Genomic DNA, 13,296 nt, shown 5'->3' with positions numbered 1-13,296 from the left:
GCGGCGGTCGCTGACCAGCCCCCGCTGCCGTCGTTCCCGGCTACGTGCTCACACCGCGCCCACGGAGTGCCCCACCACGACCGGCTCCATAACGGCCAGGGTTCACCCCAGGGCAACTCCCTGGGGTGAGGTTCGTGGACTCCGGGCGAGGGTGACGGGCATGAGAAGACGACTGATCATGTTGATGGCGGCCGCCGTGCCGCTGTCGGCCGTACTGCTGCCGATGGCCGCCGACGCGCGCGACAGCGGCACCGTTTCCGCGACGACGTGTGCGGCCGTGCCGGTCGCCCCGCCCGCTGGCGCGAAGGTCGAGTCGGTGACGGCGGTCGCGCACGCGGGCGGAACGGTCACGTTCCCCGCCGTACCCCCGCTCGACGCACCGCCGCCGATCACCGACGTGCCGGCCCGGTGTGACGTCACGGTCACCCTGGCCCACCCCGGTGCCGACGACCACGTCCAGGTCAAGATCTCGCTGCCACAGGACCCGCGACGGTGGACCGGCCGGTTCCAGGCCACCGGCGGCAGCGCCTACCTCGCCGGTGACTTCGGCGCCCCGCTGGTCAGCGCGGTGAAGAACGGCTACGTCGCCGCCGCCACCGACGCCGGTATCGGCCAGAATCCGGCCGACGTCAGCGGTTGGGCGCTGACCCCTGCCGGCACGGTCAACACGCCTCTGTTGAAGAACTTCGCCTCCCGCTCGCTGCACGACATGGCCGTCGTCGGCAAGGACGTCGCCAAGAAGTTCTACGGCACCCCGGTGCGCTACGCGTACTGGAACGGTTGCTCGACCGGCGGCCGCCAGGGCTACCTGGAGGCACAGGACCACCCCAACGACTTTCAGGGCATCCTGGCCGACGCGCCGGCGGTCAACTGGGACAGGTTCGCGGTCGCGACGCTGTGGCCGCAGGTCGTCTTCAACGAGGAGAAGGTCCGGCCCACCCAGTGTGAGCTGGAGGCGTTCAACACCGCGGCGACCAATGCCTGCGACACTCTCGACGGGGTCGCCGACGGCATCATCGACAACCCGCAGGACTGCCATTGGGACGCCCGGCGACTGATCGGCACCACTGTCGTCTGCGAGGGCAAGGAGATCACGATCTCCGCCGCCACCGCCGACGCGGTGCGCAAGATCTGGGCCGGACCGGTCTCCCCCACCGGCAAGAAGCTCTGGTACGGCCCGAACAAGGGCGCGACCTTCGACTGGCTGGCCAAGGCGGGCGAGCCGTTCACCGTCGCCGACACCTGGGTCAAGTACTTCGTGCAGCGGGATCCCTCGTTCGACACCACGAAGCTGACCTACCAGCGGTTCGCGCAGATCTTCCGCGAGTCCCAGCAGCGGTACAACGACGTCATCGGCACCGACGATCCCGACCTGTCCGCGTTCGCCCGGGCCGGCGGCAAGCTGCTCAGCTGGCACGGCCAGGCCGATCAACTGGTGCCCACCCAGGGCACCGTCGACTACCGCGAGCGGGTCAACCGGGCGTCCGGCGGCAACCGCCGCGTCGACGACTTCTACCGGCTGTTCCTGCTGCCCGGCGTGGCCCACTGCGGCGGCGGCCCCGGCCCGCAGCCGACCGGTGAGCTGGACGCACTGGTCAACTGGGTGGAGAAGGGTCAGGCCCCGGCCACCCTCGCCACGTCGAGCGCCGACGGCAGCGTCACCCGCAACGCCTGCCGGTACCCGCAGGTGGCCCGCTTCACCGGTCACGGCGACCCGAAGGCGGCGGCGAACTACCGCTGCGTCACCGCCTGAGTACATCTGAGGTCGGCGGCCCGGAGCGGTCCCGCTCCGGGCCGCCGCCGACCGGGCCGTCAGGCGGTGGGGGCGCCCGCCCGCAGGCGTTCGATGGTGAGGTCGAGGGCCGCCTCCAGGTGATCGATCCTGCCGGTGGAAAGCAGCAGCAGTACGCCTCCCTGGATGCCGGCCAGCAGCGCCGCCGAGGCCCGCTCGGCGTCCACGTCCGGGGCGATGTCCCCGGTCGACTGCATCTGTCGGATCCCCTCGGTGATCGCCGCCTGCCAGCGCCACATGAGCCCGGTCACGATCGCCTGCGCGCCGGGCGCCCGCCTGCCCGTCTGGCCGAGCAGACCGTTGAGGGGGCACTTGACCCCCTGCGCGAGGTAGCGCTCGATGAGCCGGTCGCGCCACGCCAGCCAGGCCGGCCAGGACGTCAGGTTGCTGAGCATCGGCTCCTGGTCGATGAGCACCTGGTCGGCCTCGTGCTGGGCGACCGCGAGCAGCAACTCCTCCTTGCCGTCCGGGAAGTAGTGGAAGAGTTGTCCCTTGCTGGTGCCGGTGTGGGCCATCACATCCTCAAGGCGCACGTCGTCGACGCCGCGTTCACGGATCTCGGCGGCCGCGCCGGCGACGATCCGCGCCCGGGTCGCCTCGCCCTTGCGGGTCAACGTGCGTGTCATGGCCCAAGCCTAGCGCAGCTTTTGGACTTGCAGGTCCATTTTTGGCGAGCAAAGGTCTGGAGCGCGGTCCGCCACGGGCCGACACCACGATTGGGAGGGCAGCACCACATGAACCACTACTACCTGCTCGGGCGGTCCGGTCTGCGGGTGAGCCGCCTGGCGCTGGGCACCATGAACTTCGGCGTCGACGGGTTCCACGCCGCGTACGGCAAGACGGAGGAGGAGGCGGAGCCGATCTTCCGGCAGTATCTGGAGGCGGGCGGGAACTTCATCGACACGGCGGACTTCTACACCGCCGGGGAGAGCGAGAAGATCCTCGGCCGCCTGATCGACCGGGCCGGTGTCCGTGAACGGCTCGTGTTGACCAGCAAGTTCACCAACACCGTCGACCCGACCGACCCGAACGCCAGCGGCAACGGCCGCAAGCACATCATGCGGGCCGTGGAGGCGTCGCTGCGCCGGCTCGGCACCGACTACATCGACCTGTACCTGCTGCACACCTGGGACCGGATCACCCCGGTCGAGGAGGTCGTGCACACCCTCGACGACCTGGTGCGCGCCGGCAAGATCCGGTACGCCGGCCTCTCCGACGTACCGGCCTGGTACGCGGCCCGGGCGCAGAGCTACGCCGAAGCGCACGGGCTGGCCCCGATGATCAATCTGCAGCTTCCGTATTCTCTGGTCAACCGGGGCATCGAGGCGGAGTACGTGGCGATGGCCCAGACCATGGGCATGGGGCTCACCGCGTGGAGCCCCATCGCCAGCGGCCTGCTCAGCGGCAAGTACCGGCGCACCGCCGACGGTCTGAGCGGCAGCGGTCGGCTGACCAACCCCGACGCCGGAGGTCGCGAGGTCAGCCCCAGCGAATGGCAGGTCATCGAGGCACTGGAGAGCGTGGCCGCCGACCTGGGTCGCAGCATGGCCCAGGTCGCGATCAACTGGGTCGCCACCCAGCCCGCCGTCGCCTCGGTGATCATCGGGGCGAGCAGTGCCGAGCAGGTCGGCAGCAACTTCGAGGCGCTCGACTTCGAGATCCCGGCCGACGCCCGCCGCCGGCTCGAGGAGGCCAGTGCGCCGCAGCTCGGGGTCCCCTACGTGATGTTCACTCCGCAGTACCAGTCCTGGGTGGTGAGCCCCGGTCTCGGCATTGGCGACAAGCCGGCCGGCTACACCCCTCCGGTGTTCAACGGCGCCACCCAGCCCACCAAGTGAAGGGACCGGACATGGCACAGAGCAACGACACCCTCGTTCGTGAGTTCGTCGAGGCGTTCAACACCAAGGACGCGGACCGCCTCGTTCCCTACCTGCACCCCCAGGTCGTGTTCCACGCGTACGGCGACCAGCAGGTGCGCGGCCGGGACGCCGTCGTGGAGGTCTGGCGCGGCGTCTTCGGGACGTTCGCGGAGGTCCAGTTCGCGACCGTGCACCAGGCAGTCGACGGCGACGTCGTGATCGCCGAGCAGGTCCACGGCCTCGGCCTGCCGGGCCGACCGGTGGCGCCGGTCATGAACATGGCGATCTACGAGATCCGCGACGGCAAGATCGCCGCCTGGCGTGACTACACCAACCCGGAGTACGCCCAGAGGCTCGTCACCGGCTGACCCGCCCGCGTGCCCGCGGCCACGAACCCGCAGCCCCGGTCACGGCCGCGGGCACCCCTTCTGCCACAAATCCCCCTGGAGGAAGACATGCGCGCCATCCGAATACACGAGTACGGCGGACCCGAGGTGCTCCGCTACGAGGAGGCACCCGTGCCCGTCCCCGGTTCCGGTGAGGTTCTGATCAGGGTCGCGGGCACGTCGTTCAACCCGGCGGACGCCGTCATCCGAGCCGGTGTCCTGCACCATTCCCATCCCGTCCGGATGCCGCACATCCCTGGCACCGACGTCGCTGGCACGATCGTCGAACTCGGCCCGGGTGTCACCGGCCATGCGGTCGGCGACCGGGTCATCGCGGCCCTGCCACGACCGGCGGACGGCGCCACCGGGGAGTTCAGCCTCGCTCCGGCGACGATGGTGGTCCCCGCGCCAACGAACATCCCGCTCGCCGACGCCGCCGCCCTTCCGATCGCCGGGCTCACCGCCTGGCAGGGCATTCACGACCACCTGCGGGTCCGGCCCGGCCAGCGCATCCTGGTCAACGGCGCGGGCGGTGGCGTCGGTCGGTTGGCCGTGCAGTTCGCCAAGCTGGCTGGCGCCACCGTTCTGGCAGTGGCGGGCCCGTCCAGCATCACGGCAGCCCAGTCGGCCGGCCCCGACCAGATCCTGGATTACACGGTCGACCGGCTGACCGAGCCAGTCGACGCTGTGTTCAACACGGCACCCATCGACGGGTCCGGCCTGAATCGGCTCGTCGCCCTCATTGAGCCGGGCGGTCGTCTGGTCTCCATCACCTCGTCCGCGACGACGGACCGCCGCAGCGCGGTGCGCGCGATGGTCATGACCGTCCGCTGGGATCCCGCCCACCTCAACGAGATAGCCCGCCGGGTGGACGCCAACGGGGTTTCGCCAGGCGTCAGCGAGCGCCTCCCGATGACCGAGATCGTCGAGGTGCACCGTCGCCACGCCGCCGGCCGCCTGTCGGGCAAGGTCGTGCTCAGTCACTGAACGAGGGGGTCCGCCACCTGCGGTCAGCGGTCGCGCAGGGCCGCCGCCAGCTCTCTGCGCGACCCGATGCCGAGCTTGGTGAAGACCTTGCGCAGGTGCCACTCGACGGTACGCGGGCTGAGGAACAGCGCGGCACCGATCTCCGGGTTGGTCTGCCCCGCCACCGCGAGCCGGGCGATCTGCGCCTCCTGCGGGGTGAACTCGACCGGCTGTCCGAGGGTCCGCTTGCGGACGGTCTCGCCGGTGGCGAGCAGTTCCCTGCTCGCCCGCTCGGCGAAGCCCTCCGCGCCAATGGTGGCGAACGCCTCGTGCGCGGCACGCAGCTGGACCCGGGCATCGGCTCGGCGGTTCTCCCGGCGCAGCCACTCGCCGTAGAGCAGTCGGGCCCGGGCCAGTTGCAGACCGAACTGGCCGCCGGTGAACCGCTCAACCGCCTCCCGGTACCGGTCCTCGGCCCTCTCCGACGTTCCCGTCAGGGCGTCGGCGAGGGCCTGTACGGCAAGCGCCCAGTCCGTGCCGGCGGCACCGGTACGCTCCGCGAGGCGCTCGCGGGCCTCGGCGGCCACCTCGGTCTCTCCGGCGCGTACGGCGGCCTCGATCAGCTCACCGAGCGTCCAGTTGAACACGGCGAGGTCCACGTACTCGGTCGCCTGACGCGCGGCATCCAGCGCGGCCGGATACAAGCCGAGCCCGTTGGCCAGCACCGCTCTGGCGTAGCCGGCCAGGCCGAGCAGGCGGCCCTCGCCACGCGCGTCGGCGTCCTTGACGGTGGCGTCGATCAGCTCCATTGCGGGCAACTCCCGGCCACGGTGGGCGGCCAGAGTGAGCGAGGCGGACGGGTGCATGGCCATTCCGGTGGCCTGGCCGAGGGCATCGGCCTCGTCGAGCAGGCCGGCCGCATCGACGAGCCGACCCGCGAACACCAGTGCGCCGGAGCGGAACGCCAACGCTGTGGGCAGCAGCGACAGCGCACCGGTGGCGCGGGCGAAGCCGACCGCCTGCTCGGTGAGCCGGAACCAGGCGGCGGCGTCCCACACCTCGTGCGCGACCGGCCCGGCCAGCCAGAGCAGGTGCAGGTTCTCGTCCGCCGTCATCGTTTCGAGAGCCCGGCGGAGATACGGAACGGCGTGTGCGTACCCGTCGAGGGTCCATGCCGTCAGGCCGGTCAGGAACAGGCCGGCCGGATCGTCGCCGGCCGGCAGGCCGCGGGCCGCCTCGACCGCCCGGCGCAGGTCGCCGTCAGCAAGCCGGCCCGCGTGAACGGCGGCACCCACCGCCGAAAGGTACGTGGTGCGCGCCGAGGCGCGATCCAGCTCCCGGAGACGGCCAGCGGCAGCGAGCAGCGGCGGGCCGGCGGCTCGGCCGGGGTTGAGCGCGAACGCGACCTGGGCCCGCAGGCGCTCCACCCCGGCCCGCTGCAACGGTTCGAGTGGACCCAACTCGGCGGCCGCCAGCAGGTCCGGAACCTGGTTCAGCTCTCCCGCGTCGAGTCGGGCCCGCGCGGCGCCCAGGGCGCGTGCGGCACGCGACTTCGGATCCGGGGTGAGCGCGACGGCGCGCTCGAGGAAGGACGCGGCGGCGGACCGACCGCCCCGGGCGAGCGCCCGACCGGCCGAACACTCCAGTTCGGCGGCGACCTCCTCGTCCGGGCCGACGGCGGCGTGCGCCCGGTGCCAGGCACGGCGGTCGGGGTTCTGATCCGGATCGGTCGCCTCGGCGAGCACACGGTGCACCTCACGCAGCTCGTCGGCCTCGGCCAACCGCCAGGCTGCCGAACGCACCAGCGGGTGCCGGAACCGCACCCTCGCCCCGAACTCGACCAGCCCGGCGGCCTCGGCCGGCGCGGCGGCGTCAGGTCCGACCCCCAACCGCTGCAGGGCGCGCCACAGCAGCGTCACGTCGCCGACCGGCTCGACCGCCGCGGCGAGCAGGAGTTGACGGGTGTTCGCCGGGAGCGCCGTGATGCGCCGTCGGAAGCCCTCCTCCATCCGGCTCGCCAGGGGTGCTGCGGCCTGCCCACCGAACCCGAACGCCAGCTCCGCCGGTGTCAGGCCGCGTGGCAGCTCGAGCAGTGCGAGCGGGTTGCCGCGCGTCTCGGCGACGATCCGGTCCCGGACCCGGTCGTCGACCGGCCCGGGTAGCACCGAATCCAACAGCGCCCGCGCCTCCGCGGCCGGCAACCCGTCGACCCTCAGTTCCGGCAGGCTGCGGAGGATCTGTTCGTCCCCTGGGCTGCGGGAGGCGAAGACCAGCGCGATCGACTCCTCGTCCAGTCGGCGGGCGACGAAGGTGAGGATGACCTCCGACATGCGGTCCATCCACTGCACGTCGTCCACGATGCAGACCAGTGGCTGTTCCGCCGCGGCCTCGGCGAGCAGCCCGAGGACGGCTAGACCGATGAGCAGCCCTTCCGGCGGGTCGCCGGGGCTCAGCCCGAAGGCGGTGGCGAGGGCGAGCCGTTGCGGCTCAGGCAGCCCGTCGAGGTGACCGAGCAGCGGCGCGCAGAGTTGCTGGAGCGCCGAGTAGGCGATCTCGGACTCCGGCTCCACACCGGCGGCCCGGGTCACCCGACCGGCCGACGCATGCTCGCTGAGGTAGTCCAGGAGTGCGCTCTTACCGGCACCTGCCTCACCGCGGAGTACCAGCACCCGACTGTGTCCGGCGCGAACGTCACGCAGGAGTCGGTCGAGTGTGTCCCGCTCGCGTCGGCGTCCCCGCAGCGCGGAACCCTCGGTGTAACTCGGCACGTCATCCTCCCCGGCGGAGGGTACACCGAGGGAGATCACCGATTCCGAGTCCGGCCAGCTCGGAGGGGGGTCCCCCGCCCGTCGCCTGCGCGAGGGACCCCGCGGAGCGACTGTCGCTGGCCCAGCGCGCTGAAGGTCGGGTCGGTCGGAGGCCAGTGCCTCGGCCAGGGTGTCTCCCTGGGGCGATCGAGTGGCACGGCCGGGAGGGTTATCCAGGTAATCGACCGGACCGGCAGAAAGCTGACACTCGGATGTCTCCCCTCTTTCGCATCTACCTCGTCCGTGGTCTCGTGGCGATCGCCTGGGCCGCCGGATTCTCGACCGTCAGCGATTCGCTCACCGCCACCGCAGTGGTCCTCCTGATCGCGTATCCACTCATCGACGTGGTGGCCTCGCTGCTCGACGCCCGCGAGGACCGTGGCACCCCGGCCCGCAAGCTGCAGATCTTCAACACCACGCTCAGCGCCCTGGCGGCACTCGCCCTGGGGCTGGCGGCAAGTAGCGGGATCGGCACCGTGCTCTTCACCTTCGGCGTGTGGGCGATCGTCTCCGGCGTGGCCCAGTTCACCGTCGCCATCCGCCGCAACAGCCCGGAACTCGGCCGCCAGTGGCCGATGCTGGTCGCGGGCGCGCTCTCGGTCATCGCCGGCGTGACCTACCTGCCCGCCGCCCTCGGCGCGGAGCCGAACCTCAGCATGCTGATCGTCTACACCGCGGCCGGCGGTGTCTTCTTCGTCCTGCAAGCCACGAGCCTCGCGTGGCGGCAGCGCCGACAGACCGTCCGGGTCTGACCGATCGACGCCGTGGTGGCAGGGGCTCACCTGCCACCACGGCGTCGTCGACTGTCACTCGCCGATACTGGTCGTCCCGGCGAGCCCGGAGGCCGACGCGGCCTCACCCTCGTAGAGCGCGACGTACCGCCGACGCCACTCGTCGCCGTCGCCGTCGCCGTCGACGCCGAGGTTGAGGGTGTTGTGTTCGACGCCCAACGCCTCCGGCAGGGCGCACACCCGCAGCGGCACCCCGTTCGCGTCGGCGATCCGGCGCGGCACCTGGACCGCCGCCCTGAGGTCCACCACAGCGTCGAGGGGGCTGATCGCGACCGCCGCGGTCCGCAGACCGGTCCGCCGGGGCGGATTCGGCAGCGTACGCGCGATCGTCAGGTACTGGGTGACGGCGGCCAGGGAGTATCCACGCGACGTGACGCGGTCGGGGAGGACGCGGCGCCCGTACAACACGATGAGCGGCTTGACCGCGTAGGCCGGCGCCTGCCGCGGGTTCGGGCCGAAGAACGGCGACAGCAACAACAGATGCCGTACGACGTTGCCGGGCACCTGGGCCAGCCAGGCGGCCAGCACGGCGCCGCCGGAGATCCCCACGACGCCCACCTCGTCTCCCAGAGCCGCCGCCACGGCCCACCCCTGCGCGGCGTACGTCGTCAGCTCACCGGCCTCGACCCGGTGGTGGGCCCTCCGGTCGACGGTCCCGTGCTGGGGAGCGCGGGGAATCCAGACGTTGTACCCCCTGTCGAAGAACTCCTCGGCCAGCCCCGCGTACTGCTCGGGCGCGAGGGTGTACCCGTGCAGGAGCAGCACGGCCCTGCCGGTACGGGAACCGTGGCTCAGCAGGCGGCCGCGCGACTCCGGCCGGATCTCCGGATCGGCGGCCTCGGCGGCGATGATGGCCTCGGCGGCACGGATGGCCGTGTCGAAGTCGAGCGGCCGGGCAGGCGCGACCCGTAGCCCTCGGCGGCCCAGCGGCCAGAGATAGAGCCCGGCGACCGCCGCTCCGACGAGCGCCAACCCGCCGACCAGAAGCGCGATGATCTCCGGCATGGTCAGATGCTGACAGGGGCCACGCTCGACGCTGGCCGAGGGGGTGCGCCCGGGTGACCGGGCGCACCCGGGCAGCTATTCCTGGCTGTTCGGCGGCGCGAAGACGACCCGGGAGCGCAACTGCCGGAAGCCGGTCCGCTCCAACTCCGCCAGCACCGCCACGCGGTGGGAATCGACGTCGGCGATGACCTCGCGGGCACCGCCGGCGGCCAGCACCCGGACCGCTTCGGCCAGCAGCTCGGGCCGCGCCGCTTCGTCGAGCAGGCCGAGATAGGCGAGCTGTGGGAAGCAGGCATCGCCGGCCGTTCCGGCCAGGCCCACCGGCTTACCCGCGTCCACCGCGACGCGCCATTCCTCGAAGTTGTCGCCCAGCCAGGCCAGCGGGTCGGTGGCCAGGTCGACGCCCCCGACCGCTAGTGCGTTCTCGACGCCGGTCAGTACGTCCGGCTCGGCGATCCTGGCGACCAGGGTGTTGATCTCCGCCGCGTCGACGGGCGGACGGAAGTCGTACCGTCCGGGGGACGCCGGCAGGGGTGTGCCCGTCCAGGAGCAGCGGAGCCGCTCGCTCCGCTCGACGAGTCCGGCGAGCCGGGCGGCCGCCATCGGCGCCCGCACCACGGCCAGCACCTCGGGCCGACGCCGCCAGTGCGCCGGCAGGGCGGCGTAGTACAGACCGGGACCGCCAAGCGCCTCGTGGGCGGCGCGCAGCAACTCGGCGCCCACCTCCGGCTCGGCGTCCAGGTCGAACCGTTCCAACCACGGGGCACCGATGGCACCCGGCGGGAGGACCCAGGCGGCCCGACCGACCACCCGGCCGGCACGGAGGGCGACCCAGGTGGTCTCGGGCCGGTAGCCACCGCCGGCAATCCCATCGGCGTACGCGACCTGGCGCAGTTGGGGCAGCGGATCAGGCATGGAGTCGAACAGGTTTTCCTCGCCCGCGACGAGCGGACGAATGACCAGATCAGTCATGGGTTGGTCCTCCGGGAAGCGAGCGCCCCGGATCAGATCCGCGCAGACGCCGGAGCGCGGAGGGGGCGCAGAACATCGGACATTGTTCTGACCTCCTTCCCGCTCGACGGCGTGCCCGACGACCATACGCGCGGGGGTCGCCGGCCCGCAACGGATCGTCACAGCGTCGGGTTGGTCTCCGACCCACGCTTGTGTGCCCGCTGGTCGAACACGGTGATGGCGGCCAGGATCACCGCCGCGAGGGCCGCCACGGCGACCGGCGGGAGCAGCACCATCGCCGGGGCCACCACGATCAGCGCCAGGACGCCGAAGTACAGCACCCGACACCGCGGCGTGGTGTTGCTCGCCCGCTCCAGGGTGCTGCGCCCGATCAGGAACAGCACCGGGCCGCCGAAGACGATGGCGACCAGGGCCCAGTCGATCGGCGGGTGTGGATCCTCGATGATCTGCCCGAAGCCGACGGCGGTGCAGATGATGCCACCGACGATCAACAGCAGGCTGTAGCTCGCCCACCGCGACAACTGGACCCCCTCCCCGCTCGGGGTCGAGGCACGGCCGGACCTGACGTGGTAGAAGTAGATCCGCCAGAACGAGACGACCGCCACGAACGAGGCGACGAGGGTGATGGTTCCCCCTGTCGAGAAGCCCGGGAAGCTGACCGCGGCGCCGGCTTCGAGCACCACCTCGGCGAGAGCGATCATGAAGAACTGGTTGTACCGCTCGGCGAGATGCTCCTGCGAGACGGTGACCCCCAGGCTGTTGAGCTGTCTCCCGCCCATCCGCGGAAGGGGGTAGGTGGTGGCGGCGCCGATCAGCTCGATGGCGAGGGCGAGGGTCCAGAAGACGCCCCGACCGAGACCACCACTGATGCCGCCACTGATCCAGAGCACGCTGGACGCCAGGTGCCAGGTCAGCACCCGAAGGGCGAACGCGTGACCCGGGTGGCCCCGCAGGGCGAAAACCAGGAAGAGCGGTCGGCCGACCTGGATGATCACGTAGGTGCAGGCGAAGACGACGCCACGTTGGCCGAAGGCCTGCGGCAAGGTGACCGCCAGCACCAGCGTGCCGAACATCGTGGCCAGCAGGACGGCCTGCAGATCGGGGCGCCTGGGGTCGTAGGTGCTCGCCAGCAGGGCGTTGAGCGACCAGATCATCCACATCGCCGTGAAGAAGAGGACGGTCTGGCCCGCCTCGGACAGCAGCGTGTGCCGGACGATGGTCAGGTCGTCCGCGACCCGCCCGGCGAGGCGGGCGAGCGCGAAGACGTAGACGATGTCGAACAGCAGTTCCAGGACGGTCGCTGAACGTGGGCTCCTGCTGTCCCCGAGCCCACGAAAGAACTCGGTGCGCCTCAGCACGGACGGCGAGACAGCTCAGCCGGCCAGGGCCGCCGGCACGGGCACACCACTGTGGTGACGCTGCTCCGCTGCCATCGCCCCCGAGCCTCCTTCACCGACCGGCCCCGCCCCAACCCCTATCTGCGTACTTTATCCATCTTTATCGGGCCCTCGTCGCTGATGGCGGATACCGGGTCGGTCAGACCGCCCGTGCCACGCAGATCCTGGCGTCCAGGCGTGGACCAGCCTCGTAGATCATGTAGCCCACGCCGCCGTCGGTGCCGAAGCTCGGCGAAGCGACCCGACCGTTGTCGGAGGCGATCGGGCTGTGGAACACCCCGAGATGCACCTCCCGGTCGAAGCCGTTGCCGACCTCGGTGAGGTGCATCCGCCCGTCACCGCCGTGGTAGACGACGTACGCGGTGCCGTTGCGGGTGAGCAGGTGCGGTGCGGAGATGTCGCTCAGGCCGTCGCCGGCAGGCGAGATCAGCGGCTGCGGCGCGAACTGCCACTGGTCCCAGCCGTTCGGCGACCAACCCCAGAAGATCTTCCGGGTGCCGGGCCGCACGGTGTGCGCTCCCATGTAGAGCATCACGTACTTGTTGGCCAGCCCGGTCACCCGGTGCTCGAAGACCCGGGCGTACGACGTCTCGGTGGTGTTCGGTACGAGCCTGGTGCTCAGGATCGGCGTCTCGTCGCTGAAGGTGATGCCGTCCCGGGACCGGGCCACCCGGGTGGTGGTGTTCTCCCCGTGGAAGTAGAGGAAGAACTCCCTGCTGGAGGCGTTCCAGACGACGTGCGGCGACGAGACGTGGCTGACCGTCGCGCTCGGGAGCACCCGGTCGACGATGGGGTTGCCGGGGTGCTCGGTGTAGGGGCCTTCCAGCCGGTCGGCGTAGGCGAGGCAGATCCCGCCGGGGGCGTCGTGCGGGGCGTAGTAGAGGTAGTACCGCCCCTTGGCGCCGGTGATCTTGTCGTAGACCCCGCGTACGCAGGGAAAGATCGTTTCGCCGGTGGGGTTGTAGGCAAGCGGGCTGTCGAACGCGTCGCGGACGTACCGGTAGCTGGGGAAACCGGCCGGTCCGGCCAGTGCCGGTGTGCCCTGAAGCAGGGTGCCGACGCCGCCGGCGGCGGAGGCGGCGCCGAGCAGCGCCGCGCCGCGGAACAGCCCTCGTCGGCTCAGCTCGCCGGGTCGGCCGGCGGGCGGATTCGGGTACGCGTGTGCCATCTGGTGTCTCCGATCGTGAGGGGACGCTCGTCGATCGCGGAACGTGGGTGGTGGCGCGACGGCGGCCGGGAGGCACGGACGAGGACGCAGCCAGCGTCACTGTGGGTGATCTGGCTGCCTGGCCGGTGACCCGGGGTCGTCATCGACGAGTCT

Annotated in this window: 11 protein-coding genes; 5 read left to right on the top strand and 6 right to left on the bottom strand. The window is 71.4% G+C overall.

Annotated elements, in window-relative coordinates; genetic code table 11:
- The first annotated feature begins 160 nt into the window (after window positions 1-160).
- Window positions 161-1,753: a tannase/feruloyl esterase family alpha/beta hydrolase gene (locus KBX71_RS19715; RefSeq protein ID WP_210819478.1), complete on the top strand. Its 1,593-nt coding sequence runs from the start codon at window positions 161-163 to the stop codon at window positions 1,751-1,753.
- 59 nt (window positions 1,754-1,812) lie between these two features.
- Here the strand turns inward: KBX71_RS19715 and KBX71_RS19710 are convergent, their stop codons facing one another.
- Window positions 1,813-2,418, bottom strand: coding sequence for a TetR/AcrR family transcriptional regulator (locus KBX71_RS19710; RefSeq protein ID WP_210819477.1), 606 nt, complete (start codon window positions 2,416-2,418; stop codon window positions 1,813-1,815).
- Window positions 2,419-2,526: 108 nt separating this feature from the next.
- Between KBX71_RS19710 and KBX71_RS19705 the strand changes: the two genes are divergently transcribed.
- The 3 genes from KBX71_RS19705 (at window position 2,527) to KBX71_RS19695 (ending at window position 5,024) form a co-directional block, all read left to right on the top strand.
- Window positions 2,527-3,630: an aldo/keto reductase gene (locus tag KBX71_RS19705; protein ID WP_210819476.1), complete on the top strand. Its 1,104-nt coding sequence runs from the start codon at window positions 2,527-2,529 to the stop codon at window positions 3,628-3,630.
- A gap of 11 nt (window positions 3,631-3,641) precedes the next feature.
- The gene (locus tag KBX71_RS19700; RefSeq protein ID WP_210819475.1) at window positions 3,642-4,019 is read left to right on the top strand and encodes a nuclear transport factor 2 family protein; all 378 of its coding nucleotides are present in this window, start codon (window positions 3,642-3,644) and stop codon (window positions 4,017-4,019) included.
- Window positions 4,020-4,106: 87 nt separating this feature from the next.
- Window positions 4,107-5,024, top strand: a complete 918-nt coding sequence (locus tag KBX71_RS19695; RefSeq protein ID WP_210819474.1) for an NADP-dependent oxidoreductase — start codon at window positions 4,107-4,109, stop codon at window positions 5,022-5,024.
- 23 nt (window positions 5,025-5,047) lie between these two features.
- On the opposite strand, the gene KBX71_RS19690 is transcribed toward KBX71_RS19695, so the two are convergent.
- Complete coding sequence (locus KBX71_RS19690) at window positions 5,048-7,771, bottom strand: AAA family ATPase (RefSeq protein WP_210819473.1); 2,724 nt, start codon at window positions 7,769-7,771, stop codon at window positions 5,048-5,050.
- 251 nt (window positions 7,772-8,022) lie between these two features.
- On the opposite strand from KBX71_RS19690, the gene KBX71_RS19685 reads away from it, so the two are divergent.
- Window positions 8,023-8,562, top strand: a complete 540-nt coding sequence (locus tag KBX71_RS19685; RefSeq protein ID WP_210819472.1) for a DUF308 domain-containing protein — start codon at window positions 8,023-8,025, stop codon at window positions 8,560-8,562.
- 54 nt (window positions 8,563-8,616) lie between these two features.
- Here the strand turns inward: KBX71_RS19685 and KBX71_RS19680 are convergent, their stop codons facing one another.
- The 4 genes from KBX71_RS19680 to KBX71_RS19665 form a co-directional block, all read right to left on the bottom strand.
- A complete protein-coding gene (locus KBX71_RS19680; RefSeq protein WP_210819471.1) occupies window positions 8,617-9,606 on the bottom strand; it encodes an alpha/beta fold hydrolase in 990 nt (329 codons plus the stop codon).
- 75 nt (window positions 9,607-9,681) lie between these two features.
- On the bottom strand, window positions 9,682-10,578 hold the full coding sequence (locus KBX71_RS19675; RefSeq protein WP_210819470.1) for an acetyltransferase: 897 nt from the start codon (window positions 10,576-10,578) through the stop codon (window positions 9,682-9,684).
- Between the two features lie 158 nt (window positions 10,579-10,736).
- Entirely contained in the window at window positions 10,737-11,936 is a 1,200-nt protein-coding gene (locus KBX71_RS19670; protein ID WP_210819469.1) for a low temperature requirement protein A, read from the bottom strand.
- Window positions 11,937-12,114: 178 nt separating this feature from the next.
- Complete coding sequence (locus tag KBX71_RS19665) at window positions 12,115-13,143, bottom strand: hypothetical protein (protein WP_210819468.1); 1,029 nt, start codon at window positions 13,141-13,143, stop codon at window positions 12,115-12,117.
- Between the last annotated feature and the right edge of the window lie 153 nt (window positions 13,144-13,296).

Source organism: Micromonospora sp. D93 (assembly GCF_018070365.1).
GTDB classification, from domain to species: domain Bacteria; phylum Actinomycetota; class Actinomycetes; order Mycobacteriales; family Micromonosporaceae; genus Micromonospora; species Micromonospora ureilytica.
This window is presented reverse-complemented; position numbering and strand designations above follow the sequence as displayed.

Bases quoted from the DNA above. Each gene is read 5' to 3' on its own strand.
- KBX71_RS19710 (WP_210819477.1), bottom strand. From the start codon at position 2,418: ATGACACGCACGTTGACCCGCAAGGGCGAGGCGACCCGGGCGCGGATC.
- KBX71_RS19695 (WP_210819474.1), top strand. From the start codon at position 4,107: ATGCGCGCCATCCGAATACACGAGTACGGCGGACCCGAGGTGCTCCGC.
- KBX71_RS19680 (WP_210819471.1), bottom strand. From the start codon at position 9,606: ATGCCGGAGATCATCGCGCTTCTGGTCGGCGGGTTGGCGCTCGTCGGA.
- KBX71_RS19700 (WP_210819475.1), top strand. From the start codon at position 3,642: ATGGCACAGAGCAACGACACCCTCGTTCGTGAGTTCGTCGAGGCGTTC.
- KBX71_RS19675 (WP_210819470.1), bottom strand. From the start codon at position 10,578: ATGACTGATCTGGTCATTCGTCCGCTCGTCGCGGGCGAGGAAAACCTG.
- KBX71_RS19705 (WP_210819476.1), top strand. From the start codon at position 2,527: ATGAACCACTACTACCTGCTCGGGCGGTCCGGTCTGCGGGTGAGCCGC.
- KBX71_RS19715 (WP_210819478.1), top strand. From the start codon at position 161: ATGAGAAGACGACTGATCATGTTGATGGCGGCCGCCGTGCCGCTGTCG.
- KBX71_RS19685 (WP_210819472.1), top strand. From the start codon at position 8,023: ATGTCTCCCCTCTTTCGCATCTACCTCGTCCGTGGTCTCGTGGCGATC.
- KBX71_RS19665 (WP_210819468.1), bottom strand. From the start codon at position 13,143: ATGGCACACGCGTACCCGAATCCGCCCGCCGGCCGACCCGGCGAGCTG.